The organism is Microlunatus endophyticus, assembly GCF_014646195.1.
In the GTDB taxonomy this organism is placed as follows: domain Bacteria; phylum Actinomycetota; class Actinomycetes; order Propionibacteriales; family Propionibacteriaceae; genus Microlunatus; species Microlunatus endophyticus.
This window is the reverse complement of the sequence record NZ_BMMZ01000001.1, coordinates 47894-72876: the sequence shown is the minus strand read 5'-3', so window position 1 is coordinate 72876 and position 24983 is coordinate 47894. Positions and strand designations below refer to the sequence as shown.

At 67.2% G+C, this 24983-nt stretch carries 28 protein-coding genes and 1 tRNA gene; 13 read left to right on the top strand and 16 right to left on the bottom strand.

The window, feature by feature from the left end:
* Positions 1–30 precede the first annotated feature (30 nt).
* Complete coding sequence (locus IEY07_RS00410) at positions 31–690, bottom strand: PDDEXK nuclease domain-containing protein (RefSeq protein WP_188893207.1); 660 nt, start codon at positions 688–690, stop codon at positions 31–33.
* Positions 691–1380: 690 nt separating this feature from the next.
* Here IEY07_RS00410 and IEY07_RS00405 point away from each other — a divergent pair.
* Positions 1381–1451 (top strand) — tRNA-Gln (locus IEY07_RS00405).
* Between the two features lie 219 nt (positions 1452–1670).
* Here the strand turns inward: IEY07_RS00405 and IEY07_RS00400 are convergent.
* A complete protein-coding gene (locus tag IEY07_RS00400; RefSeq protein WP_188893206.1) occupies positions 1671–2000 on the bottom strand; it encodes a hypothetical protein in 330 nt (109 codons plus the stop codon).
* A 12-nt stretch (positions 2001–2012) separates the two neighbouring features.
* Positions 2013–2381 carry an MmcQ/YjbR family DNA-binding protein gene (locus IEY07_RS00395; RefSeq protein WP_188893205.1) on the bottom strand — a complete coding sequence of 123 codons (369 nt, stop codon included), beginning with the start codon at positions 2379–2381 and terminating at the stop codon, positions 2013–2015.
* A gap of 141 nt (positions 2382–2522) precedes the next feature.
* Between IEY07_RS00395 and IEY07_RS00390 the strand changes: the two genes are divergently transcribed.
* Genes IEY07_RS00390 through IEY07_RS00380 form a run of 3 tightly spaced genes read left to right on the top strand, consistent with a single transcriptional unit; the run spans position 2523 to position 5727 of the window.
* A complete protein-coding gene (locus IEY07_RS00390) occupies positions 2523–3488 on the top strand; it encodes a carbohydrate ABC transporter permease (RefSeq protein ID WP_229669578.1) in 966 nt (321 codons plus the stop codon).
* Positions 3485–4387, top strand: a complete 903-nt coding sequence (locus IEY07_RS00385) for a carbohydrate ABC transporter permease (RefSeq protein WP_229669577.1) — start codon at positions 3485–3487, stop codon at positions 4385–4387. The genes IEY07_RS00390 and IEY07_RS00385 overlap by 4 nt, the downstream gene beginning before the upstream one ends.
* On the top strand, positions 4384–5727 hold the full coding sequence (locus IEY07_RS00380; RefSeq protein WP_188893204.1) for an ABC transporter substrate-binding protein: 1344 nt from the start codon (positions 4384–4386) through the stop codon (positions 5725–5727). Before IEY07_RS00385 ends, IEY07_RS00380 begins: the two co-directional genes overlap by 4 nt.
* Positions 5728–5762: 35 nt before the next feature.
* On the opposite strand, the gene IEY07_RS00375 is transcribed toward IEY07_RS00380, so the two are convergent.
* Genes IEY07_RS00375 through IEY07_RS00360 form a run of 4 tightly spaced genes read right to left on the bottom strand, consistent with a single transcriptional unit; the run spans position 5763 to position 9244 of the window.
* Entirely contained in the window at positions 5763–6743 is a 981-nt protein-coding gene (locus IEY07_RS00375) for an aldo/keto reductase (RefSeq protein ID WP_188893203.1), read from the bottom strand.
* Positions 6743–7609: an amidohydrolase family protein gene (locus IEY07_RS00370; protein WP_188893202.1), complete on the bottom strand. Its 867-nt coding sequence runs from the start codon at positions 7607–7609 to the stop codon at positions 6743–6745. Before IEY07_RS00370 ends, IEY07_RS00375 begins: the two co-directional genes overlap by 1 nt.
* Positions 7610–7625: 16 nt before the next feature.
* Positions 7626–8372, bottom strand: coding sequence for an SDR family NAD(P)-dependent oxidoreductase (locus IEY07_RS00365; RefSeq protein WP_188893201.1), 747 nt, complete (start codon positions 8370–8372; stop codon positions 7626–7628).
* Between the two features lie 26 nt (positions 8373–8398).
* Positions 8399–9244, bottom strand: a complete 846-nt coding sequence (locus IEY07_RS00360; protein ID WP_188893200.1) for a fumarylacetoacetate hydrolase family protein — start codon at positions 9242–9244, stop codon at positions 8399–8401.
* 134 nt (positions 9245–9378) lie between these two features.
* Here IEY07_RS00360 and IEY07_RS00355 point away from each other — a divergent pair, with 134 nt between their 5' ends.
* Positions 9379–10068, top strand: a complete 690-nt coding sequence (locus IEY07_RS00355; RefSeq protein WP_188893199.1) for a FadR/GntR family transcriptional regulator — start codon at positions 9379–9381, stop codon at positions 10066–10068.
* 54 nt (positions 10069–10122) lie between these two features.
* A complete protein-coding gene (locus IEY07_RS00350; protein WP_188893198.1) occupies positions 10123–11259 on the top strand; it encodes a site-2 protease family protein in 1137 nt (378 codons plus the stop codon).
* A gap of 15 nt (positions 11260–11274) precedes the next feature.
* Here the strand turns inward: IEY07_RS00350 and IEY07_RS00345 are convergent, their stop codons facing one another.
* Both IEY07_RS00345 and mca read right to left on the bottom strand, forming a co-directional pair.
* Complete coding sequence (locus tag IEY07_RS00345; protein ID WP_188893197.1) at positions 11275–11547, bottom strand: hypothetical protein; 273 nt, start codon at positions 11545–11547, stop codon at positions 11275–11277.
* 9 nt (positions 11548–11556) lie between these two features.
* Positions 11557–12474 carry a mycothiol conjugate amidase Mca gene (mca, locus tag IEY07_RS00340; protein ID WP_188893196.1) on the bottom strand — a complete coding sequence of 306 codons (918 nt, stop codon included), beginning with the start codon at positions 12472–12474 and terminating at the stop codon, positions 11557–11559.
* A gap of 80 nt (positions 12475–12554) precedes the next feature.
* Between mca and IEY07_RS00335 the strand changes: the two genes are divergently transcribed.
* Both IEY07_RS00335 and greA read left to right on the top strand, forming a co-directional pair.
* Complete coding sequence (locus tag IEY07_RS00335; RefSeq protein ID WP_188893195.1) at positions 12555–12950, top strand: DUF4307 domain-containing protein; 396 nt, start codon at positions 12555–12557, stop codon at positions 12948–12950.
* 78 nt (positions 12951–13028) lie between these two features.
* Positions 13029–13538, top strand: a complete 510-nt coding sequence (greA, locus tag IEY07_RS00330) for a transcription elongation factor GreA (protein ID WP_188893194.1) — start codon at positions 13029–13031, stop codon at positions 13536–13538.
* A gap of 26 nt (positions 13539–13564) precedes the next feature.
* Here the strand turns inward: greA and IEY07_RS00325 are convergent, their stop codons facing one another.
* Both IEY07_RS00325 and IEY07_RS00320 read right to left on the bottom strand, forming a co-directional pair.
* A complete protein-coding gene (locus IEY07_RS00325) occupies positions 13565–13996 on the bottom strand; it encodes a DUF2089 domain-containing protein (RefSeq protein ID WP_229669576.1) in 432 nt (143 codons plus the stop codon).
* Complete coding sequence (locus IEY07_RS00320; protein ID WP_188893854.1) at positions 13993–15048, bottom strand: hypothetical protein; 1056 nt, start codon at positions 15046–15048, stop codon at positions 13993–13995. The genes IEY07_RS00325 and IEY07_RS00320 overlap by 4 nt, the downstream gene beginning before the upstream one ends.
* A gap of 260 nt (positions 15049–15308) precedes the next feature.
* On the opposite strand from IEY07_RS00320, the gene IEY07_RS00315 reads away from it, so the two are divergent.
* A complete protein-coding gene (locus tag IEY07_RS00315; protein ID WP_188893193.1) occupies positions 15309–16595 on the top strand; it encodes a L,D-transpeptidase in 1287 nt (428 codons plus the stop codon).
* 39 nt (positions 16596–16634) lie between these two features.
* On the opposite strand, the gene IEY07_RS00310 is transcribed toward IEY07_RS00315, so the two are convergent.
* Positions 16635–17894 carry an AI-2E family transporter gene (locus tag IEY07_RS00310; RefSeq protein WP_188893192.1) on the bottom strand — a complete coding sequence of 420 codons (1260 nt, stop codon included), beginning with the start codon at positions 17892–17894 and terminating at the stop codon, positions 16635–16637.
* A 165-nt stretch (positions 17895–18059) separates the two neighbouring features.
* Here IEY07_RS00310 and IEY07_RS00305 point away from each other — a divergent pair, with 165 nt between their 5' ends.
* On the top strand, positions 18060–18740 hold the full coding sequence (locus IEY07_RS00305; protein WP_188893191.1) for a uracil-DNA glycosylase: 681 nt from the start codon (positions 18060–18062) through the stop codon (positions 18738–18740).
* Here the strand turns inward: IEY07_RS00305 and IEY07_RS00300 are convergent.
* Positions 18737–19906, bottom strand: coding sequence for a cystathionine gamma-synthase (locus tag IEY07_RS00300; protein ID WP_188893190.1), 1170 nt, complete (start codon positions 19904–19906; stop codon positions 18737–18739). The two genes, IEY07_RS00305 and IEY07_RS00300, sit on opposite strands and share 4 nt — an antisense overlap.
* A gap of 207 nt (positions 19907–20113) precedes the next feature.
* Here IEY07_RS00300 and msrA point away from each other — a divergent pair, with 207 nt between their 5' ends.
* Together msrA and IEY07_RS00290 are read left to right on the top strand one after the other, a co-directional pair.
* Positions 20114–20725 carry a peptide-methionine (S)-S-oxide reductase MsrA gene (msrA, locus tag IEY07_RS00295; RefSeq protein WP_229669662.1) on the top strand — a complete coding sequence of 204 codons (612 nt, stop codon included), beginning with the start codon at positions 20114–20116 and terminating at the stop codon, positions 20723–20725.
* Positions 20726–20734: 9 nt separating this feature from the next.
* A complete protein-coding gene (locus IEY07_RS00290; RefSeq protein WP_188893188.1) occupies positions 20735–21418 on the top strand; it encodes a hypothetical protein in 684 nt (227 codons plus the stop codon).
* On the opposite strand, the gene IEY07_RS00285 is transcribed toward IEY07_RS00290, so the two are convergent.
* Positions 21394–22605 (bottom strand): ComEC/Rec2 family competence protein, encoded by a 1212-nt coding sequence (locus IEY07_RS00285; RefSeq protein ID WP_188893187.1) that lies wholly within the window; start codon positions 22603–22605, stop codon positions 21394–21396. The two genes, IEY07_RS00290 and IEY07_RS00285, sit on opposite strands and share 25 nt — an antisense overlap.
* 42 nt (positions 22606–22647) lie before the next feature.
* Here IEY07_RS00285 and IEY07_RS00280 point away from each other — a divergent pair, with 42 nt between their 5' ends.
* Positions 22648–23370 carry an SDR family oxidoreductase gene (locus tag IEY07_RS00280; RefSeq protein ID WP_229669575.1) on the top strand — a complete coding sequence of 241 codons (723 nt, stop codon included), beginning with the start codon at positions 22648–22650 and terminating at the stop codon, positions 23368–23370.
* A gap of 9 nt (positions 23371–23379) precedes the next feature.
* Here the strand turns inward: IEY07_RS00280 and IEY07_RS00275 are convergent, their stop codons facing one another.
* Together IEY07_RS00275 and acuR are read right to left on the bottom strand one after the other, a co-directional pair.
* Positions 23380–24021, bottom strand: coding sequence for an SDR family oxidoreductase (locus tag IEY07_RS00275; RefSeq protein WP_188893186.1), 642 nt, complete (start codon positions 24019–24021; stop codon positions 23380–23382).
* Positions 24022–24068: 47 nt separating this feature from the next.
* Positions 24069–24695 carry an acrylate utilization transcriptional regulator AcuR gene (gene acuR, locus IEY07_RS00270; RefSeq protein WP_188893185.1) on the bottom strand — a complete coding sequence of 209 codons (627 nt, stop codon included), beginning with the start codon at positions 24693–24695 and terminating at the stop codon, positions 24069–24071.
* Positions 24696–24983 lie beyond the last annotated feature (288 nt).

Here is a 24983-nt window from a genome sequence, read left to right as displayed (position 1 = left end):
AGGACCTCCGGCAAAGTTGTTCAGGCGTCGTCAGCCGACAGCAGTCCCCGCCGGGCAACCCGCTCCCAGGATCGGGCCGATGGGCGCTTCCTCGCCGTCGCGACGCTCGTAGCGGTCCAGCCACTTCAAGTAGAACTTCATCTGGCCCTCATAGGCCGGCTTGAACGGGCCGACCTTCAACTCCACGGCGATGAGGCGCCGCAACGGACGCGAGAAGAACAGCAGATCGAGGTAGAAGTCGCCGTTGTCGACCGTCATCCGCTTCTGCCGGGCAACGAACGCCCAGCCGTTGCCGACCTCCAGCAGGAATGCCTCGAGGTCATGGACGACCGCATCTTCGAGGTCTCGCTCGTCATGGGCACCTTGCAGGCCCAGGAAGTCGAGGAAGTACGGGTCGCGGAAACTGTCCGCAGGAACGGCAGACCCACCAAGGGTCTGAGCGTTCGCGATCTCCTTGCGCTCGAAACCCTTGCGGCCGATGAGCTCCCGCAGTGCTCGGACGCTCAGCCGTGCAGTGATCGCTTGGTCGATGTAGAACTGGCGGGCTTCGTCGGTGAGGACCGGCAGCAGGTCCTTGAAGTGGCTCCAGCTCAATTGGTGCGACAGCGTAGCCACAATCTCTTGGTCGTAGCCCGCGCGGCCCTCGCGCAGAACCTCCACGTCAATCATGCGGCCGATGTGCCAGTTCATCAGTGTCAGGGCCGAGTTGACGCGGATGGCAGATGCGGTCCACCAGTGGCCCGTCAGAAGGCACGACGAGCGCAGCGCTCACATCGCGCTCGGTGGTTTTCGAAGTCGGTCCGGTCATGCCTCAGAGTGTTCCAGCCGGCACCGACATCGTCCGCGGGTCGGGCCGAGTGATACCGGTAGCCCACTCGAAAAGCACTTGGCGGCCTACGCAAGCGCCCGGTAATCTCGCCGCGGAGTTGGACCTACCAAGATCACGAAGGACGGGCAGTGGAATCGACCAGGTGTCAGCAGGCTGACACGGATCGCCGGGCGATTCGTGCGACGTCGGCTGTCCCCAGGTGTTTCTCATACGGCTTCTTCATGTGGCAGTCGTTCCTGGAGCCGCCGATGTAGGTGCCTACGCACCCGATCATCGGGCCGCTCCGGCGAGACGACTGTCTCGATGGGGCGGCCTTCGTCGTCTCCGGGACCAGCCGCTCGATCATCAGTCGGGTGAGCCAACGGATAGGCACTCGGTCTCCAAAACCGAGCAAAACCGAGTTCGACTCTCGGCACCCGGGCGACACAACTGCACAGAGATCACACGCGTGGGAGTGCTGCACTCCCACCATCGGGACCGACGCATTGACGGCGGTGCGACCGGTTGAAGCCCGGTGGGGCGGGGTTCGCCCCCCGCGGTCCCGCGATCGATTCCAGGTGCGCTGACGGCCGCGCCCAGACTCTGAATCTGGAGGACGAAGGTTCGACTCCTTCCCTGGAAGCTCGGTGCGAGTGTCGGGTGACGCCACGGGCCTCATAAGCCCGTCGGCCCCCGTTCGATTCGGGGCCTCGCAACGCACCGGCGACGTCAGCTTCCCTTCAACTTCGGCACACTGCTGCGCACCTGCGACGCCATCGGCACCTGTCTGGCCGTGCCCCGTACTCCGCACTATCGCGACGCGCTCAGCTTGGTCGCCTACCGACTCGCAGGCCTTTCCTGATCACCGCGCGACCCCACGTCTTGCGCGGTGCGACTCCGCCAGGATCTCGACCAATTCCTGGACGTCCAACCGATCGAGCCGGGCCCAGACCGACGTCTTGACCTTGAACGAGTCGATCCGGACGAACGTGTCGCGGCGGTCGGCGAGTATTTCGCCGATCCCGGGCTCCATGGTCCAGAACTGCAGGATCTCCCGGCCTTCGTCGCTCCAGCGCAGCCGGGCGAACGGGTGTCGCCCGACGGTGTAGGTCGGTGCGTCGTCGGGCGCCCGGCCGATCGCTGCCCCCGGCAGTGCACCGGCGATCGCTTCCACGTCGTCCCAGGTGGCCATCGGTGTCCGCCGTCAGTCCGGCCTGCCGACCTGGGCCGCCAGCTTGGCCGGCGCCTGCAGGCAGTACGAGTCGGTCAGCATCTCCTCCAACTCACGCCAGTCGGTCCGGCTGTCGAGCACCATGCCGACCACGTTGCCGCCCCACTCCGCCCGGAAATACGGCTCACCCAGGTGCTCGAAGGCACTGACCTCCTCCGGCTCGGCCCGGAAGGTGATCCGGAAGCGCTGGTCCTCGCCTCCGAAGACGTGGGCCACGGTGGCATTGCGGACGCGCCAGCGGATCCCGATCCAGGCCTCCTCGGACCGGCAATCGGGGAACCGCTTCATCACCTTGTCCAGGCGGCGCAGCAGGGCCGCCGGGATCTCGGGTCGTTCAGCCACGGCAGCATTCTGCTCCGCGCCTCCGACACTCCTCACGGATCGGACAACCCGCCGCAGGAAATGAACACACGATGAACGCAAGGTGAATAGTCTCGACCCGTTCGATCTTCGACGTTCCCACCTCACCGTAGAGGAGAATCTGTGACCGCATCGACGCCGTCACTGGCGCGGGGAGGTGAAGCGCCGACGACAGCCGTGGTTCCCGACCGCTCCAGCACGAGATCCCGTCGTACGCTGCGCCGCCGTGGCTACGCATTGTTCCTGGCCTTCATCGCGCCGAATGTGATCCTGCTGGCCGTCTTCGCCTACTGGCCGGTGGTCTACAACGGATACTTGTCACTCACCAGCTGGAACCTGCTCTCCGACACCAAGCCGTTCGTCTGGTTCGCCAACTACACCGACATGTTCACCGATCCCGAGTTCGGGATGGTGGTGTTGCGCACGGTGATCTTCTCCGGCGGCATCGTGATCATTTCGATCGTGCTCGGTCTACTGGTCGCTCTGCTGCTGGACCAGAAGCTGCGGGGCCGCAACCTCGTCAGGACGTTCTCCTTCGCGCCGCACATCGTCTCCGGAGCCGCGGTCGGGACCATCTGGCTCTACATCTTCGATCCGAGCTACGGACTGTTGCGTCAGCTGTTGGGAATCGTCGGGATCGCATCCCCGGCCTGGATGACCGACTCCTTCTGGGCGCTACCCGGGTTGATCATCGTCTATGTCTGGAAGACGGCCGGCTTCGTCGCCGTGATCTACCTCGCCGGCCTGCAGGGCCTGCCGAGTGATCTCTACGAGGCCGCCCGGATCGACCGCGCCGGACCGCTGACGATGTTCTTCCGGATCACACTTCCCCTGCTCTCACCGGTGACGTTCTTCGTCGTCGTCACCTCGATCATCGGCAGCTTCCAGGCATTCGACGTGATCGCCGTGATGACGGGCGGCGGTCCGGGCACCGCGACCACCACGCTGTCCTGGTACATCTACGAGCAGGCGTTCCAGGCCTTCGACGCCGGGCATGCCGGCGCCGCAGCGATGATCATGTTCGTGCTGCTGGTGCTCATCACGTCGGCCCAGGCGCGCTTCACCAGGAATCGGGTGCATTACCAGTGACAGCTCCCGTAACGCTCTCCCGCACCGCCAGGTCACCGATCACCCGGCGTGACGACTCGCGGCACTCTGGCCCGCGTCAGTCGATCGTTGTCAAGTTCCTGCTCTATCTCGGCCTGGTCGTCGTCGGACTCGCCGCGATCATCCCGATCTACTGGCTGCTCAGTTCATCGGTGAAGCCGTCCGGGGAGATCTTCGTCTTCCCGCCGCGGTGGTTCCCGACGAACTTCCACTGGATGAATTTCGTCGAAGCCTGGCATTCCGCGCCGTTCGGACAGATGTACATCAACTCGGTCGTGATCACGGTCCTCGGCACGGTGGGTGAGATCTGCGTCGCCGTCCTCAGCTCGTACGCCTTCGTGTTCCTGCCCTTCCCTCGCAAGAACCTGATCTTCGGGATCTTCCTGGGCGCCATGATGGTCCCCGGCACGGTCGTGCTGCTTCCCAACTACATGACCGTGGCGCAACTGGGCTGGGTCAACACCTACGCCGGCCTGATCGTGCCCGGCTGGGGCAGCGTCTTCGCGATGTTCCTGCTGCGGCAGCACATGATGACGCTGCCGACCGAGATCACCGAAGCCAGCCGGGTCGACGGAGCCGGCCACCTCCGTACGCTCTGGAGCATCGTGCTGCCCTTGTCCAAGCCGATGGTGGTCACGGTCATGATCGTGACGATGGTCTCCAAGTGGAACGACTTCATCTGGCCGCTGATCGTGACCAACACCGACAGCATGCGCGTCCTGCCGGTCGGCCTGTTGATGCTGAAGAGCGATGAGGGCTACACCGACTGGGGTGCCGTGATGGCAGCGACCTGTTTCGTGGTCATCCCGGTGCTGGTCGTCTTCTTCTTCGCCCAGCGACAGATCGTTGCCGGCCTGACCCAAGGAGCGACCAAGGGATGAGTGCACTGATCAATCGCTTCGGCCGGCGCAGCATGCTCGGCCTGCTCGGCGCCGCAGGAATCGGCGCGGCAGCCGGATGTGCCCGCGACTACACCCAGGTCGGTGGTTCGGCCGTCCCCGCCAGGTACCGCGGTCGACTGCACCTGATCGCCTGGCACTCCTTCGCCAGCACGACCGGCGAGGCGCTGGTGGCCATCGTCGACAGGTTCAACGCCAGTCAGTCCGAGATCTTCATCGAGCCGCAGTACCAGGGCAGCTACGAGGAGACCCAGCAGAAGCTGTCGGCGACGTTGATCGCCCGGCAGATCCCCGATCTGGTCGTGCTGTCCGAGGTGACCTGGCGGGCGATGCACCTGGCCGACGCGCTGGAACCGCTCGAGGGCTACTTCGACACCGATCTGCAGCCGTCGGACTACATCGAGCAGTTCATCACCGAAGGCACCGTCAAAGATCACATCTGGTGGCTGCCGTTCGCCCGGTCCACGCCACTCTTCTACTTCAACAAGACGCTCTTCCGGAAGGCCGGCCTGCCCGATCGCGCCCCTAGGACCTGGACCGAATTCCGGCAGTGGGCACCGGCGATCAAACGCCAGAAGGGCGGCGGCAATGCCGTCATGCCGCTCGCCCTGGACGGCGGCTACTCCGCCTGGTATTTCCAGGGCAACATGTGGCAGTGGAAGGCCAGGTATTCCGACGGACTGGACATCCGGCTGGACGAGCCGAACGGTATGGCCGCGGTGACCTGGATGGCCGACTTCGTCCACAAGGACAAGGCCGCCTACCTGTCGCCCAGCAGTTCTGTCGACTTCGGCAACCAGGCGGCGTCCTGCGCGCTGATGAGCACCGCCAGCCTGGCCCAGACCGTCGAGCTGGCCAAGGCGCGGAAATTCGATCTGGGCACCGGATTCCTGCCGGAGCACGAGACCTTCGGCTGCCCGACCGGCGGTTCCGGTTGGGGCATCCTGGCCCATGCGCCAGCCCATCGGAAACAGGCTGCCTTCGAATTCCTGAAGTATCTGGGGCGCCCGGAGACCTCGGCCACCTGGACGATGGCGACCGGCTATCTGCCGATCGTCAAGAAGGCGCAGCAGGACCCCCGGCTTGTCGACCTGATCAAGAAGGATCCGAATTTCTCCACCTCCCTGGACCAGTTGCCCAAGGCACGCACCCAGGACCTCGCCCGGTTGGTCATCCCGGACGCCAGCAACTTCATGGACGACGCGTTCGAGACGCTCTACTCCTCAGGGATCGCGCCGACGACGATGTTCAAGCAACTGGCCAAGAAGATGCGCCGCAAGGCCGAGCTGCTCGAGGACAACTACCGCGCCCACTACGAGTGACACCGCGGCCTGTCTGCGCAAGCCCTGCGGTTGGCTCAGGCGATCGCCGCCGGTATCGCGTCGATCGCCTGCCAGGCGGCAGGATCAAGATCGTCGGCGATCAGCGTGCAGTCCATCGCCGCCTCCTCGGGTGACCGCATCCCGGCGAGCACGCCGGCCACCGCCGGGTGACGCAGCGGGAAGCGTACGGCTGCCTGCGGCAACTGGGAACCATGCTCCCGGGCGACCGTCGCGAATTCGCGTGCCCGAGCCAGCAGGGCCGCCGACGCCGGCTCGTAGTTGAAGGTGCCACTGGTCGGCGGTTCCGGACTGGACAGCAGGCCGCTGTTGAATGGCGCGGCCGAGATCACGCTGATCCCCCGTTCCGCGCAGGCGTCCAGCAGCTTCCGTCCGGATCGGTCCAGCAGCGTCCAGCGACCGGCGACGAGGATCACGTCGATCCCGACGCCGTCGGGATAGTCCCGGGTGACGAATCCCAGCAGCGGATCGACGAAGTTCATGCCCAGCCCTACGGCACCGATCACGCCCTGGTTCCGCAGCTCGGACAGGGCCGGGATCGACTCCTCGGCGGCCTGCTCCAGATGATCATCGGGATCGTGAACCAGGGCGATGTCGATCCGGTCCAGGCCCAGCCGCTCCCGGCTCTCGTCCAGGCTCTGCCGTACGCCGTCGGCGCTGTAGTCACGCACCCGGATGACATCGTCGGGAGTGTCGAAACCCTCCTGGTCCGCGCCGACCGGATCCGGGTTGGGGCGCAACAGCCGTCCGACCTTGGTGGAGATCACGAATTCCTCGCGCGGAAACTCCTGTAGCGCCTTGCCGAGCCGGCGTTCCGAGACCCCGATGCCGTAGTGCGGTGCGGTGTCGAAGTAGCGGATGCCGCCGTCCCAGGCGGCCCGCACGGTCGCGTACGCCTGCTCGTCGCTGAGTGCGGTGTAGAGATTCCCGATCGGCGCGCCACCGAAGCCGAGTTCGGTCACCTCGACCGCAGTGCGGCCCAATCTGTGACGCTGCATCAGCGCTCCCCCGAGTCCTCGTTGTCGTGATCAAGTCCGTACCATCGGACGGCATTGCCACCCATGATCAATTCCTGATCGCCGGCCGGCAGTCCGGCGATCGCCGCATCCACCACGTCGAGAGCTCGTCGATAGCCCCCGGCAACCCGGCAGACCGGCCAGTCGGAGCCGAAGAGCACCCGCTCCGGACCGAAGTCCTCGATCACCGACCGTGCGTACGGCTCAATGTCGGCAACCGTCCAACGATCATGATCGGCCTCGGTGATCAGGCCCGACAGTTTGACCGCGACATTCGGCGACCCGGCCAGCTCGGCGAAGCCGGGATGCCAGGCGTCATAGCCGTTCCGGGCGATCGCCGGCTTGGCCGCATGATCAAGGATGAAGGTCAGCCCGGGCAGGGCACGGACCACCTCCACGGCGGCCGGCAGCTGCTGCGGGATGATCAACAGGTCGTAGACCAGATCATGATCGGCAACTGCCTGCAGCCCCTTGATCACCTCCGGCCTCAGCAACCAGCGTGGATCCTCCTCGCCCTGGACCTGGTGCCGGATCCCGACAAGCTTCCCGGCCCCGGGCAGGCCTTTCAGCTCGGCCAGGCGATCACCGATTTCCGGGGCGGTCAGATCGACCCAGCCCACGACGCCGGCGATCACCGGCTCCCGATCGGCGAGTGCGAGCAGCTCCGGCGTCTCCTCCGACACCGTGATCGTCTGCACCACGACCGTACGATCGATGCGCGCACCGGCCAGCTCGGGGCGAAGATCATCGAGGCTGAAGCTGCGGTGGATCGCCGGCTGGTCCTCCGTCCACGGCTGGTCGCGGACGGCCAGGTCCCACAGGTGGTGGTGTGCGTCGACGCGGATCATCCGATCACCCGTCTGGTCACCGGCGCAGTCGCAGACCCTGCATGCCGCCGTCGACGGCGATCGAGGTGCCGGTGGTCGATCCGGCCGCGGGTGAGGCCAGGTAGCAGACGGCCTGAGCGACCTCGTCGGCGGCGACCAGCCGGCCGTGCGGCTGGCGCGCCTCCAGTGCGGCCCGCTCGGCGGCCGGGTCCGGTGCCTTGTCCAGCAGCCTGCCCACCCACGGGGTGTCCGCGGTCCCGGGATTGACCGCGTTGACCCGGATATGTTCATCGATCAGGTCGGCGGCCATCGCCTGGGTCAACGACAGCACGGCGCCCTTGCTGGCCGAGTAGAGCGCCCGTTGCGGCAGGCCGGCGGTGGCGGCGATCGAACTGGTGTTGACGATCGCAGCGGCATCCGACTGCCGCAATGCCGGCAGTGCGGCCCGGGTGACCCGCACCATGCCGACCACGTTGACGTCGAGTACCCGGTGCCACTCGGCGTCGTCGTTGTCCTCGACACCACCCTGCGCACCGATGCCGGCGTTGTTGATCACGAGGTCCAGGCCACCGAGTTGATCAACGGCAGAAGCCACCGCGGCGCGTACCGATGCGTCGTCGGTGACGTCGGCCCGCACCCCCACCAGACCCTCTGGAAGCCCATCGACATTGACATCCAGGACGGCGACCGTGGCGCCGCCGGCAGTCAAGCGAGCCGCGATCGCGGCCCCGATCCCCGAAGCGCCACCGGTCACCAGCGCCTTGCGTCCGTCGAATTCACCCATGCCCGTCTCTTCCCCTGTACCTGGCTCTACGCCTGCTCGAAGGTCTGCCGTTGCCGGCCGAGCCCGTCAATCTCCAACTCGACCACATCGCCGGCCCGCAGATACGGCTGGTCCTTCATCCCCATCGCGACCCCGGCGGGAGTGCCGGTGTTGATCACGTCGCCGGGACGCAGCACCATGAACTGCGACAGGTACCAGACCAGGTGGTTGACGCCGAAGATCATGTCCGCGCTGGTGCCGTCCTGCCGCTGCTCGCCGTTGACCCACAGCCGCAATCCCAGCTGCTGGGGATCGGCGATCTCGTCGGCGGTCAGGATCCACGGCCCGAGCGGGTTGAACGTCTCGCAGTTCTTGCCCTTGTCCCACTGGCCGCCACGCTCGATCTGGAACTCGCGTTCGGAAACGTCGTTGCTGATCGCGTACCCGGCGATCACCCCCGGCGCGTCATCGGGCGAATCGAGATAGCGCGCCTGCGCGCCGATGACCACCGCGAGCTCGACCTCCCAGTCGGTCTTCACCGACTTGCGCGGGATCAGCACGGTGTCGGCGGGACCGACGACGGTGTCCGGAGTCTTGAGGAAGACGATCGGCTCCTCCGGGATCGCGGCACCGGTCTCGGCAGCATGATCACGATAGTTGAGCCCGATGCAGATGATCTTGCCGATCCCCGACAAGGGCGGCCCGAAACGATCAGCCACCTCCACCCGAGGCAGCTCACCGGCAGTGGCGGACCGAACGGCGCCGGCGAGGCCGTCGGCCAGGAACGCCCCGTCGATCCCTGCGGTGAGCGGGCTGAGATCCCACCAATTGCCCGAGTTGTCACCGATCACCGGAGTCTCCTGGCCCGGCCGGCCGTGGCGTGCGAGTCGCATCTGGTCCCTTCTCCCGTCGTCGCGCGAAGCAGGCACCACCATAGATCGGATCAATGCCCAACCGCACCGGGGGTGCCAGGGCTCGGACAGCACAATTGCCGGCGAGTAACCCGATGTCTGACTAGCCTGGGCCCATGGCGGTGACGGACGAAGCGATCGAGAGTCTGAAAAGCATGATCATCTCCGGGCGGCTGCGGCCCGGCGACCGATTGCCGCGCGAAGCCGACCTGGCCACCTCACTCGGGTTGTCCCGGAATTCGCTGCGGGAGGCCGTGCGGGCACTGTCGCTGATGCGGATCCTCGATGTACGCCAAGGGGACGGCACCTACGTCTCCAGCCTGGCGCCGGAATCTCTGCTGGAGGCACTGACCTTCGTGGTGGAGTTCCACCACGACGACTCGGTCCTGGACCTGCTCGAGGTGCGCCGGATCCTGGAGCCCGCGGCGACCAGCAGGGCCGCCGCCAGGATGACCGACGACCAGTTCGAGGAGCTCGGCGAGTTGCTGGCCCGCGCCGATGACCGGTCGCCGGTCGAGGACCTGGTCGACGTCGACACCGAATTCCACCGCCGGATCGCCGCCGGATCCGGCAACCCGATGCTGGCCTCGATGATCGAGAGCGTGGCGGGTCCGACCCACCGTGCCCGGGTCTGGCGCGGTCTGACCCAACACGGCGCGCTGACCCGGACGCTGGCCGAGCATCAGGCGATCCTGGACGCGCTCCGTCGCCGGGACCCCGAATTGGCAGCGATCAGCGCTACCGTTCACATCGCCGGTGTCGAGGAGTGGCTGCGGTCCAGCCTGGAGGCCGGCGCCGAGTCGTAGCGCGGTGCGAGCGGCAGTGCGGGTGGGCAGTGCGGGTGGGCAAGGAGGCATTCGATGAGGAGTGGCATTCCGGTCGGCCGGTTCTTCGGATTCCCGGTGCGGATGAACTGGAGCATCCTGGTGATGATCTGGTTGTTCGCCTGGAGCTTGGCCAGCGCCACCCTGCCCGCGGCCGCCCCCGGACATCCGCCGGCGATCTACTGGCTGGCGGGCATCTGCGGCGCGGTGCTGTTGATCGCCTCCGTGCTCGCGCACGAGATCATGCATGCGGTGATCGCCCGCGCGCACGGGATCGGGGTCGAAGGCCTGACACTGTGGATGTTCGGCGGCGTCGCGACCTTCACCGACGAGCCCAAGACACCGGCTGCCGACTTCCGGATCGCGGCTGCCGGACCGGCCACCAGTCTGGTGCTGGCCGCTGCCTTCGGCGGTGCGAGTGCGGCGACCGCTGCTCTCGGCCTGGGGCCGCTGGCCGTACGGGTCGGCTGGTGGCTGGCAGGCGTCAACCTGTTGCTCGGCGTTTTCAACCTGCTCCCCGGCGCTCCCCTGGACGGCGGCAGGATCGTCCGTTCGATCCTCTGGTCGCGGTCCAAGGATCGGCTGAAGGCCACGGTCGGCGCAGCCAGGGCGGGTGTGGTGCTCGGCGTGCTGCTGATCGCCCTGGGCCTGCTGGACTTCCTGACGGGCCGGAATCTGGGCGGCATCTGGACGATTTTCATCGGCTGGTTCCTGCTCTCGGCAGCGCGTGGCGAGCAACAGCAGGCCGGTCTGCGTCGACTGTTGGAAGGCGTACGGGTCCAGGACGTGATGACGCGTGGGCCGCGTACGGCGCCGGGCTGGTTCACCCTGGACAACTTCGTCGATCAGTACGTCATGTCGCAGCCGCACTCGGCATTCCCGGTCACCGACATCGACGGCCGGGTGCAGGGCATGATCACGCTCACCCAGCTCCGTGCCGTGCCGGCTGAGCATCGGGCCACGACCAGGGTCAGCGACGTCGCGATCCCGCTGGAGCGAGTGCCCCGAGCGGAGCCCTCGCAGTTGCTGATCGACGTCTTCCAGCAGATCACCCCGGACACCGGCGGCCGGGTGCTGGTCTTCGAGGGAGATCGGTTGGTCGGCATCGTCACCCGGTCGGACCTGTCGCGCTACGTCGAGGTCCGCAGCGTCTCACCGGGAAGCCGAGGGTGACGGCCGCCGGGAAGCTCAGCTGTGGGCGATCGGGTGCCGCTCGCCGGTCGTCCCGGCGGTCTGGTCGGGATCGCTCGACTGGTCGGACTGTTCGGACGGGTCGCCGGCGGCCGCCGACTCGGCGGTCGTCGAGCCGTCCAGCTCGCTGCGGCTGGGAGCGTTGATCCTGCGGATCTGACGACGCATGCTGATCATCAACAGCGCGATCGCCGCGGCGAGCAGGATCGTGATGATCAGTGGGGTCCAGCCGGGCTTGACCAGGCTGGGGTCGACGTCCAGGAAGAGCATGATTCGACCTTACTCCGCAGCCCCGGGTCCGGGCCGGGTCGGGATTCCGGCGAACAGGTCCGTCTCCGGAACCGGCGCCTCGATCACCGACTGGCCCAATTCGTAGTCCTCGGTGGGCCAGGCCTCACGCTGGATGTCCAGCGGCACCGCGAACCAGTGGCCGGTCGGATCGATCTGGGTCGCGTGCGCGATCAGCGCCCGGTCGCGTACCTCGAAATAGTCGGCGCAGTCGACCTGGGTGGTGACGCGGTCGTCGCGGGCCGGGTCGGACTTCCAGTTCTCCAGCCGCTTCGCGTACGGCGATTCCAGGCCCTTGGCCAGCATCGCGGCGTGCAGCGTCTCGTACCGCTTGCGCCAGCCCATGTGGTAGTAGAGCTTGAGCGGCTGCCACAGCGGCCCGGCATCGGGATAGGCGCCGTCCTTGCCGGCCGCCTCGAAGGCCGCCACGCTGATCTGGTGGCAGCGGACGTGGTCCGGATGCGGGTAGCCGCCGTTCTCGTCGTAGGTGGTCATCACGTGCGGCCGGAATTCCCGGACCACGCGGACCAGCCGCTCGACCGCCTCATCGAAGTCGGCCAGCCCGAAGCAGCCCTCCGGCAGCGGGGGCAACGGGTCGCCCTCCGGCAGCCCGGAGTCGACGAAGCCGAGCCAGACCTGGTGGATCCCGAGGATTTCGCGGGCGGCGTCCATCTCCTGCTTGCGGATCGTGGCCATGTTCTCCAGGACGTCCGGCCGGTCCATCGCCGGATTGAGGATCGACCCGCGCTCACCGCCCGTACAGGTGGCGACCCAGACGTCGACGCCCTCGGCGACGTATTTGGCCGCCGTCGCGGCGCCCTTGCTGGATTCGTCATCGGGGTGGGCGTGGACGGCCAGCAAGCGCAGCCGCTCGCCGGACTCGTCGACGCGTCGGGCAGGAAAGGTCACGCTGGCTATCTTCCCATCCCGGACAACAGAATCCGGCCTCGGCCTGACGACCGCTTCGGTGCTCGGGGACAATGGCCTGCGTGCCTGCCCCGAGCGTCACCCGCTATCCCCACCGTCGCCGGACCCGGCGTCGCCCGCTGCTGATCGCGATCGTCGCCGCTGTCGCCGCGATCGGTCTGGGCTGGCTGCTCTGGGCGGCGTACGAACAGGCCGACCCGGCGGTCAGCGGTGACGTCCACGTGTTCACCATCGACTCGGCGCAGAAGGTCAGCTTCACCCTGACCGTGCAGCGCAAGGATCCGTCGGTGCCCGTCAGCTGCACGGTGATCGCCCAGGCCAGCGACTTCGAGACGGTCGGCCAGAAGACCATCAGCGTGCCCGCTGCGCCCACCTCGGTGGTCGACGTGCCCCAGGAGCTGAAGACGATCCGCGAGGCCACCTCGGTCTCGGTGAGCCAGTGTTGGGTGAACAGCTGAGGGTTGGGCCAACAGCTGAGTGGCGCGTTGTGCGCCTGAGTTTGGTCCCCGCGACGGCCACGTTGCTAGGCTTGTCGAATGTCTGAGAACACCTCTACCGAGACGATCTGGCTGACGCAGGACGCCTACGACAAGTTGGCGGCCGAACTCGACCACCTCTCCGGTGCGGGTCGGGCCGAGATCGCGGCCAAGATCGCCGCGGCGCGTGAAGAGGGCGACCTGCGAGAGAACGGCGGCTACCACGCGGCCCGCGAGGAACAGGGCCAACAGGAGGCCCGGATCCGGCAGCTCACCGACATGCTGCGCCGGGCCAAGGTCGGCGAGGCGCCGACCAACTCCGATGAGGTCGCACCGGGCATGCAGGTGACCATCGCCTTCTTCGGCGACGAGTCCGACACCGAGACCTTCCTGCTCGGCTCCCGCGAGGTGCTCGGGCTGGACGACAGCCAGGACGCCGTCTACAGCCCGCAGTCGCCGTTGGGTTCGGCGATCCTGGGCAAGCGGCCCGGCGACGAGGTCACCTATCAGGCGCCGAACGGCAAGCCGATCAGCGTGACCGTGATCAAGGTCGAGCCGTACAGGTCCTGACCAGGTCCTGATTCACGCCGGCAGACTCACCCCAGCAGGCGGACGGCCTCGGCCGGAGTGAGGGCACCGGTCGCCACCTCGGCCAGGATCTGTTCCCGGCCGGGAGCGGTCGGCCGTTCGGGCTCGGGTGCAGGATCGGCAAGGCCCATCTTCTGCAGCAGGTCTGTGAAGCGGGCGCGCGCCGTCGGGTAGGAGACGCCGAGGTGCTTCTCCAATTCGCGGAGATTGCCGCGGGCTGCCAGGAAGACCCGGAGCATGTCCAGCTCGGCGGCCGACAGGGCACAGAACTCGCACGGGGCGAAGATCCCGGCCAGCTCCGTACCGCAGGAGGCGCAGCCGAGCCGGGTGACGACCAGATGGTCCCCGCAGACCGGACAGTCGCTGGGTGCCCGATGGTCGGCGACGGGCTCGCTCCCGGAGTCGTACGACCTCAGGTGCGGGTGGCCGGTTGCGGTCACGCCGCCCCCGACGCTGCCGTGCCCGAGGCCGCCGGGACGGTGCCGGCCTTGACCGAGGCGTGGCCCATCACGACCTCGACCTCCAGCCGGGCGCTGCCGTTGCCCATCACGACCTCGTCACCGGTGAAGCCGGCGTGGGCGCCGCCCCAGCTGACCTTGCCCAGCTGGGAGTCGGTGGAGACCGTCACATTCGACGAATCGGCCAGCTGCAGGCTGAGCGAGCCGGACTCCACCCGGATCCGCGAGCGGCCGCTGATGATCGCCGCCTTGACGGTGGCCTGACCGGCCTGGATCAGGGCGTCGGCGATCTCGCTGACGTCCAGTAACCGGGCTCCGCCGGCGGTGACTCGTACGCTGCCGAGCCGCGGCACGCCCTCGGTGTTCAGACTGCCCGCCGTCACCTCGACATCGACCAGCAGGGCCGGGTTGACCTTGAGCAGCAGTTCCTTGCCGAGCCCCAGTGAGCGGAAGTCGTCCAGGCTCCGGGTGGCGCGGAGCAGCTGGAAGCCGTCGATCGAGGCGCCGAATTCGCCGTCGCTGGACACCTCCAGCACGGAGCCGTTGCGGCGCAGCACGTGTGGCCCGTCTGCGGAGACGGTGGCGACCGACGGCTCGCCGACGATGCGGACCCGGCGTCCGACAGCGCGGACCGACAGCTTCTCGACCCCGTTGGTGCCGTTGCCCGTGGCCGGGACCCGCGACCGGCCGAGCCAGCCGCGAGGGCCGCCGGCCCCAGCGGACGGGGATCCGGACGGGGATGATCCGGACGAGGATGATCCGGACGGGGATGATCCGGACGTCGGGCCGGAAGCCGCGGAGGCCGACTCGGCCGGCTCGGTGCGGAAGGACTCCCGGGTGGCGCCCGGTGTCTGCGGACGATCCGTCGTGGCAGCCCAGGCATCGGCGTCGACGGTTTCGGTGGGCGCTTCGGTCACCGGCTCAGCCGGCTCGGAGGTCGACAGCGCATCGATCCGGCGGGCGGCCTCGGCAGCATCGATCCGTCCGGCGGCGAGATCTTCGAGGATCGCGGTCATGTCCTGCGATGAAGTCATGGAAAGAATCTAAGTCGGACCTTCGAGAGTGGAAAGCCCGTTTTCGCTTTTCCAGGGTGCCGTCAGGGTGTGCCCCTGTCACGGGTGGCCTGTCACGGGTGGCCTGTCACGGGTGGCCTGTCACGGGTGGCCTGTCACGGGTGGCCTGTCACGCGCCCGAGGTCACATCTTCACAACCCATTGGGCCGCGCGGTCGACCTGACCGGCCAGCGATGGCACATTTGCCGAAGCCTGTGCCTACGACGAGTGAGTGAGGAAGCATGACCCCGTTCGGTGCACGACACGGCCGCAGGACGGCTGTCGCGATCGCCGCGCTGCTGACCAGCGCCGCGCTCGCCGGCTGCGGCCAGATCGCCCACGGCGGCAGCCCGCTGCCCGGCACCCACGCGACGTCCGGGACCGATGCCGGCGGGACGGACGGCTCGACCGGCGGCAGTCAGCCCAGCCCGAAGTCGTCCCCGACCCCGGACCCGGTCACCATGGCCGCCAATGTCAGCGACGGCGCAACCGGTGTGAAGGTCAACAAGGTGATCAAGGTGTCCTCCCACAAGGGCACCTTGTCCTCGGTCAAGGTGAGCGGACACTACACCGACCACGGCAAGTCCAAGTCGATCACGATCGACGGCAAGCTCAACAGCGCGAAGACCGGGTGGACGGCGTCGGACCTGCTGGAGCCCAACGGCAGGTACACCGTGACCATGACCGGCGTCAGCGACCACGGCGCGAAGTCGACAACGACCAGCTCGTTCACCTCCGACGAGCTCAGCCTCGACCAGCAGATCTACCCCAGCTTCAACGGCACCTTGAGCGGGACCGTCGGGGTCGGCACGCCGGTAGTGCTCACCTTCGACCGTCCGGTGAAGGACAAGGCGACCTTCGAGAAGCACCTGCATGTTTCCAGCAGCGACCACCAGAAGGGCAGCTGGCACTGGTACAGCGACACCGAGGTGCACTGGCGCCCGGCCAACTACTGGAAGCCCGGCACCACCGTGACCGCCACCGCCGACCTCAACAGCATCCCGGCGGGCGGCGGCGAGTACGGGCAGCTGAGCACCTCGACCAGTTTCACTGTCGGGAACTCGGTGATCACCAAGGTCGATCTCGGCTCCGACGTCGCCAAGGTCTACGAGAACGGCGATCTGGTGCGCACGATCCAGGTCAGTGGCGGCAAGCCCGGCTGGGAGACGCGCAGCGGCACCTCGTTGATCACCCAGAAGGCCATGAACTATCGGATGACCTCGCAGATGATCGGCCTGCCCAAGAAGGGGCCGCAGTCCTACGACCTGACCGTCAAGTACGCGTTGCGGATCACCAACTCCGGTGAATTCCTGCACTCGGCGCCGTGGAATGCGGGCTATTTCGGCCGGGAGAACGCCAGTCACGGCTGCGTAGGGATGAGCGAAGCCGACGCCGGCTGGCTCTACGAGAACGCACCGGCGGGAAGCCCGGTGGTGGTCTCCGGAACCAGCCGCTCACTCGACGCGCTGAACGGGCTGACCGACTGGAATGTTGACTTCGACACGTACGCCGAAGGATCCGCGCTGTAGAGATGCCGCCCTGGGGGCAGGCGCCGCTGCGGGTCGGGGCTATTCGGGTCTCATCACCACCGGGTCGGCGGCCAGGGGCGGTTCCTTCCTGGTCGCCACGTACTGGATGAAGGTCTTGGCGAAGGCCAGGATCGGGATGGACATCAGCGCGCCGACGATCCCACCGACGATCACGCCGATCGCGATTCCGAGCAGTACGGCCAACGGATGCAGTTTGACCGCGCGCCCCAACAGGAACGGCTGCAGGATGTGGGCCTCCAGCTCCATCACCGCGACGATGCCGGCCAGCATGATCAGCGCCTGCACCCAACCGAGCATCACCAGGGCGACGAAGACCGCCACGAATCCGGACACGAAGGCGCCGACCAGCGGGATGAACGCACCCAGGAAGACCAGCGCAGCCAGCGCTGCAGCACCGGGCACTCGCAGGATGAGGGCGAGGATCAGGACACCGACGGCGTCGGCGAAGGCCACTGCAATGGTGGCCCGGACGTAGTGCACCAAGGACATCCAGCCGGTCTTGGCGGCACCGTCGATCCCGGCCCTGGCCCGCGACGGAGCCAACTTGATCAAGAACGACCAGATCCCGCCGCCGTCGTAGAGGAAGTAGAAGGTGGCGAAGATCGTGATCGCGAACCCGGCGAAGAAGTGCCCGATCCCGCTGCCGACGCCGGCGGCGTACTTGGCGATGGTTGCGCTGCTGGAGTTGAGGAACGACCGGACCTGATTGGTCAACTGGTCGATCTGCAGGAACTGTTGAGGGATGTTCAGCGGGCCATTGGCCAGCCAGTCGGTGAGCTGACCGAATCCGTCGGCGACCTTGGTCCCGATCCCCTCGGCCTGGCTGGCGATCTGGGTGGCGATCAGGGTCAACGTGCCGGAGACCAGAACCACGCCGATGATCATGGCCAACAGCGCCGACAGGGCCCTCGGGAAACGCCGCCGGTTGAAGAAGTTGGCGACCGGGGAGATCAGCGCGGTCAGCAGGATCGCGACCGCGATCGGGATCGTGACCTCGGACAGATAGCCGAAGAGCCAGCCGATCCCGGCGATCATGATCACGATGACGATCATCCGCCAGGCCCACCCCGCCGCGACCCGGACCGGGCGCGGCACATCGCGCTCGATGACCTCATGCTCGGTCGGCTCCGGCCTGCTGATCACCGTGAGATCCGCGTCGGCGGCGCTCTTGGCGTCGCCACCGGTCGCGCTTGTGGGTCCGTCTGTGCCGGCGGCGCGATCAGGCCCGGACCGCCGGGTACGACGCAGCCGACCGATGCCGAATCGACGATTCGCCACGCGTTCCTCCTCAGACTCGGGTCAGACCTTCGCCTTCGTCCAGCTGTACCCGGATCCGGCTGACCACAACGCCGCCAGTCTTCCATCCGCGACGACCAAGCGTACGGATCCCGCGCCCGGCATGGCACGATCGTCCGCGAGCCACTCGACCCACAGGAGGGATCCGTGCCCCCGAAGCCGCTGTCCGAACTGATCAGCCCGGATTGGGCGACCGCGCTGCAGCCGGTGGCCGGCACGGTGACCGCGATGGGTGAATTCCTGCGCGGCGAGTTGGCCGCCGGACGCGGCTATCTGCCGGCGGGCGATGCAGTGCTGCGCGCCTTCAGTCGACCGCTGGCCGACGTCCGGGTGCTGATCGTCGGCCAGGACCCCTATCCGACGCCCGGCCATCCGGTCGGGTTGTCTTTCTCGGTCGCTCCCGATGTCCGGCCGATTCCCCGCAGCCTGGGCAACATCTACACCGAACTCGAGGCCGACCTCGGCATCCCGAGGGCCCGCAGCGGTGACCTGGGCCCGTGGTTCGAGCAGGGCGTACTGCTGCTCAACAGAGTCCTCACGGTCCAGCCCGGCCGACCGGGCTCGCATCGCGGCAAGGGCTGGGAGCAGGTCACCCAACGGGCGATCGAGGCACTGGTGGAACGCGGCGGCCCATTGGTCGCCATCCTCTGGGGCCGCGACGCCCAGTCGCTGATCCCGATGCTGGGTCAGGTTCCCTATATCGCCAGCGCGCACCCGTCGCCGATGTCGGCCGACCGCGGCTTCTTCGGATCGCGCCCCTTCAGCCGTGCCAACGGCTACTTGATCAAGGCCGGCGCCGACCCGATCGACTGGCGGGTCGAAGGCTAGCCGAAGGCGGCGTCGAGATCGGCGAGCAGGTCGTCGAGGTTCTCGATGCCGACACTGAGGCGTACGAGATCGGCGGGCACCTCGAGCGCGGTTCCGGCAACGGACTGGTGGGTCATCCGTCCGGGGTGCTCGATCAAGGATTCGACGCCGCCGAGCGATTCGCCCAAGGTGAAGATCTTGGTGCGGCCGCAGAAGTCCACGGCCGCCTGTTCCCCGGCCGCAGTCCGGAAGCTGATCATGCCACCGAAGGCCCGCATCTGCTGGGCAGCAAGATCATGACCAGGATGGGACGCGAGCCCAGGGTAGAAGACCTCCGCAACAGCCGAGTGATCCTCAAGCCAGGAAGCGATTGCGGCAGCATTGACACAGTGCCGGTCCATCCGTACGGCCAGGGTCTTGAGGCCGCGCAGCACCAGCCAGGAATCGAACGGCCCTGCCACCGCACCGATCGCATTCTGGGCCCAGGCGAGCTTCTCTCCAAGATCGACATCGCTGGTGACCAAGGCGCCGCCGACGACATCGGAGTGCCCTCCGCAGTACTTGGTCGTCGAGTGCACGACCACGTCGGCCCCCAGGGTCAGCGGCTGCTGCAGGTAGGGCGTGGCGAAAGTGTTGTCGACGACCACCTTGGCACCCGCGGCATGAGCAGCCTCGGCGATCCGGGCGACGTCGGCGATGTTGAGCAGCGGATTGGTCGGTGTCTCGAGCCAGACGACGGCAGTCCTGCCAGGGGTGATCGCGTCGGCGACGGCGTCCGCATCGGTGATCGGGACCGGTGTGCTGACGATCCCCCAGCGGTCGTGCAGCCGGGCGAACTGGCGGTACGTGCCGCCGTAGGCGTCATTGGGCAGCAGCACCTCGTCACCGGGGTTGGCGAGCGTCCGGATCAGGGTGTCCTCGGCCGCCAGCCCGCTGGCGAAGGCCAATCCCCGTACGCCGCCCTCGAGCGCGGCCAGACACTCCTCCAACGCCGTACGCGTGGGATTGCCGGACCGGGAGTACTCGTAGCCGCCGCGCAGCCCGCCGACGCCGTCCTGGGCGTAGGTCGAGGTGGCATAGATCGGCGGAACCACCGCTCCGGTGGTCGGATCGGGCTCCTGTCCGGCGTGGATCGCAAGCGTCTCGAATCCTGGCTGCTGGAATCGGGGGTGGGGCTCTTGGCTCATAGTTGGCGAGCGTACCGGCCGGCCTGAGTCGGCTATCGAGATGGCGTGGACAGACGGCATGCACAGATGGCGTGGACAATGGAAGGGGAATACCTGCCCGTCCCGGGCCATTGACTCCTGTGGTTCCCCCGCCGCACCAGGTTGGGAGACCATGACGAAAGGGGAGAAATCGTGTCACTGTTCTCATCGCTGCGCCACAAGGTGACGATGATCGAGCCGGAGCGTGCGCTGCCGGGCCGGGATACGCCGATCCTCGAAACCCCCACCTTCCACGAGGTCTACGGGACCGAGTTGCACACCGTTCCGGCCGGGTCCGAGGTCGGCTACTTCGCCCTGGGTTGTTTCTGGGGTGCGGAGAAGCTGTTCTGGCAGACCGAGGGCGTCACCCAGACCGCGGTCGGCTATGCCGGCGGCTACACCCCCAACCCGACCTACGAAGAGGTCTGCAGCGCCGGCACCGGTCACGCCGAGGTGGTCAAGGTCGCCTACGACCCGGACAAGATCAGCTACGCCGGGCTGCTCAAGATCTTCTTCGAGAACCACGACCCGACGCAGGGCATGCGGCAGGGCAACGATGTCGGCACCCAGTACCGCTCGGCGATCTACGTAACCAACGAGGAGCAGGCCGAGGTCGCGACCAAGGTCCGCGATGAGTTCCAGGCGGAATTCACCAAGAAGGGCTACGGCGAGATCACCACCGAGATCCTGCCGGCAGAGCCGTTCAACTATGCCGAGGAATACCACCAGCAGTATCTGATCAAGGTGCCGAACGGTTACTGCCCGGTGCACGCGACGGGCGTCACCTGCAACGTCGGCTGAGTGAACCGGATGGGACCGTGGGACGTCGAGCTGAGCTGGGAGAGCCCGACTGTCGCGAACATCCCGCTGCCGCCGTCTCGCGACGAGGCCGAGCATCGGCGGTATCTACGGTTCCTGCAACTGCACCTCGCACTGCTCGACGGAGGATCGCCGGCGCTGTCGACGGTAGCGCTGTCGGCAGCGCTGGACCATGCCGCGGCCGGCGCCGCTGATCAGTCCTGGGGTTGGCTCACCGCGGTCGAGCTGTCGGTGAGCCTGACCAGCTGGTTTCCTGCCCCGTGGACGCCAGAGTCGCTGGCGCGGACACTGAGCCGGCACCACCGCGACGCACCCGCTCCGACCCGGTGGGCGGCTTGGGCCTGGCTGGGTGATCCGAGCTTCAGCGCCATGCCGGGCGCAGACGGCAGCTGGACGGTCGTCAGGTCGGAACGCGGGAACGAGGAGACCGCCCGGCTGCCCGGTGATCGGGCGCTGGTCGTGCTGTGGATGGATCATTTCCGGGACAAGTACGGCTTTCCGCTGGCTCATGCCGTCGATCCGGCGGACGTCGCCGAACTGGCTCCGGCCTCGCTGGCCGTGATCTCCGCCGACGCGGCTGACGCCGCGTTCGCTTATCGCGCCTCCTGGCGGGACCAACGGGACGAAGCACTGGCGGCAGCCCGCGATGCTCAACGTCTCGCGCGTCCGGACTGATACGGTCCGAACGTCTTCAACAGCCGATCCTCCTCGTCGGAGTTGTCGAGGATGTTGACCTCGAAGGTCGACCCGCCCGGTGCCACCCGGATCACGATGTGCCCCTCGTCGCTGCCGCATTCGTCGAGCCGACGATTGACGATCCGGTTCTCCTCCATCATGTTCGTCACCAGCACCTCCCGGTCCTGCGGGTAGAGCCGGCGGTCCAGCAGCCTGGCCAGCACCTCGATCGTCGGATGGCAGGAGTCCCAGCCGGACCCGACGAACACCTGCGGCCGGAGCGCGCGAACGAACTCGGGGCCGTCGGCGTCCACATAACCGTGATGGTTCAGGACCGCGACGTCGACCGGACCGGCAGCGCGGGCGACCGGGGTCTCAATGTCGCGCCAGGACTCGGCGCCGTCGGCGGTCGCGAACGGGAGATCACCGCCGGTGTAGAACCGGAAGGCGCCGTAGGAGAACAGCAGCGCCAGTGAGCACATGTTCTCGGTCGGATACTGGTCCGGAGGCAGTTGATCAAGATCGGGAAACAGGCTCCGGGTGTGGTTGCCGCTGCCGGCCCAGACGACGCCGTTCGCAGCGAGGCCGCGAACGGAGAAGCCGGGGAACGCCTGCGGGTCGGTGCGCGGGGCCAGCTGGTCGGTGGCGCCGACCTCGATCCGGGCGACCGATCCGCCGCCGTGCACCCTGGCCTGGACGAAGTTGCGGTAGTTGCTCACCGTCGGGTCCTCCAGCGACTGCGGGTAGTCGTACGAAGGGAATGCCCGGTCGACCAGCATCCCGATCTCCAGGTGCTGGGCGAGGTCGGGGATGCCGGTCAGGACGTACGACCCGTCGGCCGACGCCGGCCCGGTGACACCGTTCTCCCCGCCGACCTCACCGATGTGATCACCGTGCAGGTGGGTGGCGATCAGGTAGTCGATCCGGTCACGCCCGCCCTCGGGCAGATGGCGGGCGATATAGCGGGCCGCCCACTCCCCTGGGCGCCGGGAGCCGTCCGGTTTGGGCGCTGTCGAGGATCGAGCTTCCCGGTGGGACTCGCCGACATCGACGACGTAGCTGGTGCCATCGGGTGCGATGATCAGTGCGCAGTTGCCGCGGCCGGTCGCGAGCTGGCGGATCTCCAGCCATCCCCTCGACCACGCTGGAACCGTCTGCTTCGTCGGGCCCTCGGCCGGTTCGGTCATGACTGCCTCTCGTTCGATCGTCGATCTGCGTCAGGAGCCACTATGGCGCAGCCGGGTAGAGTCGGGTCGTCCCGGCTGACGAGGAGGCAGTTGATCATGAAGGTGCTGATCGCCGGAGGTCACGGAAAGATCGCTCTGCTGTTGGCCCGCCAGCTGAGCGCAGCCGGCCATCAGGCGTACAATCTGGTCCGCAATGCTGATCATGCACCCGAGCTGCGGGCGACCGGGGCGGAGCCCGTGCTTTTCGATCTGGAGCGAGGCTCGGCCGACGATCTTGGCCCCGTCCTGGCCGACGTCGATGCGGTGGTCTTCGCTGCCGGCGCCGGCCCGGGCAGCGGCCTGGAACGGAAGTACAGCGTGGATCTGGGCGGTTCGGTGCTGTTGGCCGACGCCTGCCGGGCCGCAGGCGTACGAGCGTTCGTCCAGATCTCGACCATCGGGGCCGGTGAACCGCCTGCTGCCGGCTCGGATGAGGTCTGGGCCGCCTATCTCGATGCCAAGACCAAGGCCGAGGATGATCTTCGGGCCCGTGACCTGGACTGGACGATCGTGCGCCCCGGGCGGCTGACCGATGATCCGGGCACTGGCCGGGTCCGACTGGAGAATGCCCCGGCTGCGCCGGGCAGTGTCCCGCGGGCTGATGTTGCGGCGGTGATCACCGAGTTGTTGATCAATCCGGCGCCGGGTCGGACGCTGGTGCTGACCGGCGGTGACGTACCTGTCGGGGCTGCCGTCGCCGCCTTGCGGCGTGAGCAGATCGGTTGAACAGGCCGATCAGTACCAGCTGGGCTTGTCGGCGTCGGTGCCGGGCTTGTCCACGCCCAGGGAACTGCCGATGTCGCGGGTCGGGTCCTGGATGAGGCGTACGACCAGGTCGGCAACACTCCTGCGGGAGACTTCGGTGCCCTGGAACGGCTCTCCCTTCTGGGTCAGCTCATAGTCGACTTCGTCCGTGTCGGTCAGCCAGGCCGGCCGGATGATCGTGTAGTCGAGGTCCGATGATTCGACGACCTGGGCGGCGGCGCTGTAGGGCTCCAGGTAGCCCCCGTCGAGCATCTGGTGGTTCCACTTGCCGAATTCGCCGGGCACCTCGTTGTAGATGCCGAGGGTCGAGATCCAGATCAGCCGGCGCGTGCCCGCCGCGCCGAGCGCGGAGACCACGGCTCTGGCCTGGGCTTCGATGTCATGGCCGCCGAGGTTGGCGTACACGACATCCTGATCGCTGACCGACCTGGTCAGCAGTTCTTGATCAAGGACGTCGCCGTCGACCATCTGGACATGATCATCGGGCAGGTCCTTCAGGCGCTTGGAGTTTCGCAAGAAGAGTGTCAGCTCGTTGGATTGATCTTCGAGGAGCTGCCGGATCGCGAGTTTCGCGATCGCTCCGGCCGCGCCGAGCACAGCAACTTTCGTCACAACTGCTACTTCCTGGTTGGCAGTGGTTGATTGATGAGCGAGGTGATCTATGCCCGCTCGAGGAATCCGTCGATGAAGACGTCGAGCGGGTGGACGCTGCGATCGAGCTTGGCGCGCAGGACCGCGCCCTCCCACCCGATCCAGAAGAACTCCGCGAGCTTGTCGCAGTCGGTGTCAAGCCTGAGCTGTCCGGCCTCGACCGCCAGCCGGAGGCAGGCGGCAAGGCGTTGTTTCCAGTCCGCGAGGACGGCCTGCAGTTCCGCCCGGAAACTGTCCGGAAGCGCCCCCACCTCCTGGCCGAGATTGCCGACCAGGCAGCCGCGTTCGAAGTCGTACTTGATCATGCCGGCCTTGGCGTCCTCGACGATTCCGGCCAGCCGCTGCAACGGCAGTTGATCTTCGTCCAACAGCCGCCGGTCCAGCCTGCGCGCGAAGTATTCGGCATAGCGCTGCAACACCTCGAGACCGAAGGATTCCTTGCTGTCGAAGTAGTGATAGAAGGAGCCCTTCGGTACACCGACCCGCTTGAGGACAGTGTCGATCCCGGTCGCCGTCAGGCCCTGGGCGGTGAGGATCTCCACGCCGCAGTGCAACAACACCTCGCGGGTATCGCCGTGCTCTCGCGGCACCTTCGGGGGTCTGCCCCGACGGCCACGGACGGGTGTCTCAGTCACGGAACTTGAATTTAGACCGATCGTCTCTAAATGTCAACGGCCGCCGTCAAAGCCCGTGCAACGTCAGCCCTTCTTGGTGGCACAACACGGCGATCCCAATCATCATCGACCGGTGGGCTGCGATATCTGCTTAGGGGCGCTGATGTGGTCATCACCGCGGATGCTCGCCGACAGCCCGTCGCCGGCATCTTGGTCCAAGCCACCGGACGGATCCCCTCATGGCAGTTGGAGCCTCTTGGCCACCCTCAGCAAGCCGATCGGCGCCACACCCAAGACGACTGAGCTGCA

Bases quoted from the DNA above. Each gene is read 5' to 3' on its own strand.
- IEY07_RS00350 (WP_188893198.1), top strand. From the start codon at position 10,123: ATGAGGAGTGGCATTCCGGTCGGCCGGTTCTTCGGATTCCCGGTGCGG.
- IEY07_RS00290 (WP_188893188.1), top strand. From the start codon at position 20,735: ATGGGACCGTGGGACGTCGAGCTGAGCTGGGAGAGCCCGACTGTCGCG.
- IEY07_RS00360 (WP_188893200.1), bottom strand. From the start codon at position 9,244: ATGCGACTCGCACGCCACGGCCGGCCGGGCCAGGAGACTCCGGTGATC.
- IEY07_RS00345 (WP_188893197.1), bottom strand. From the start codon at position 11,547: ATGCTCTTCCTGGACGTCGACCCCAGCCTGGTCAAGCCCGGCTGGACC.
- IEY07_RS00365 (WP_188893201.1), bottom strand. From the start codon at position 8,372: ATGGGTGAATTCGACGGACGCAAGGCGCTGGTGACCGGTGGCGCTTCG.
- IEY07_RS00375 (WP_188893203.1), bottom strand. From the start codon at position 6,743: ATGCAGCGTCACAGATTGGGCCGCACTGCGGTCGAGGTGACCGAACTC.
- IEY07_RS00355 (WP_188893199.1), top strand. From the start codon at position 9,379: ATGGCGGTGACGGACGAAGCGATCGAGAGTCTGAAAAGCATGATCATC.
- IEY07_RS00370 (WP_188893202.1), bottom strand. From the start codon at position 7,609: ATGATCCGCGTCGACGCACACCACCACCTGTGGGACCTGGCCGTCCGC.
- IEY07_RS00410 (WP_188893207.1), bottom strand. From the start codon at position 690: ATGAACTGGCACATCGGCCGCATGATTGACGTGGAGGTTCTGCGCGAG.
- IEY07_RS00380 (WP_188893204.1), top strand. From the start codon at position 4,384: ATGAGTGCACTGATCAATCGCTTCGGCCGGCGCAGCATGCTCGGCCTG.
- IEY07_RS00320 (WP_188893854.1), bottom strand. From the start codon at position 15,048: ATGACTTCATCGCAGGACATGACCGCGATCCTCGAAGATCTCGCCGCC.
- msrA (WP_229669662.1), top strand. From the start codon at position 20,114: ATGATCGAGCCGGAGCGTGCGCTGCCGGGCCGGGATACGCCGATCCTC.
- IEY07_RS00280 (WP_229669575.1), top strand. From the start codon at position 22,648: ATGGCGCAGCCGGGTAGAGTCGGGTCGTCCCGGCTGACGAGGAGGCAG.
- greA (WP_188893194.1), top strand. From the start codon at position 13,029: ATGTCTGAGAACACCTCTACCGAGACGATCTGGCTGACGCAGGACGCC.
- IEY07_RS00285 (WP_188893187.1), bottom strand. From the start codon at position 22,605: ATGACCGAACCGGCCGAGGGCCCGACGAAGCAGACGGTTCCAGCGTGG.
- IEY07_RS00315 (WP_188893193.1), top strand. From the start codon at position 15,309: ATGACCCCGTTCGGTGCACGACACGGCCGCAGGACGGCTGTCGCGATC.
- IEY07_RS00400 (WP_188893206.1), bottom strand. From the start codon at position 2,000: ATGGCCACCTGGGACGACGTGGAAGCGATCGCCGGTGCACTGCCGGGG.
- IEY07_RS00300 (WP_188893190.1), bottom strand. From the start codon at position 19,906: ATGAGCCAAGAGCCCCACCCCCGATTCCAGCAGCCAGGATTCGAGACG.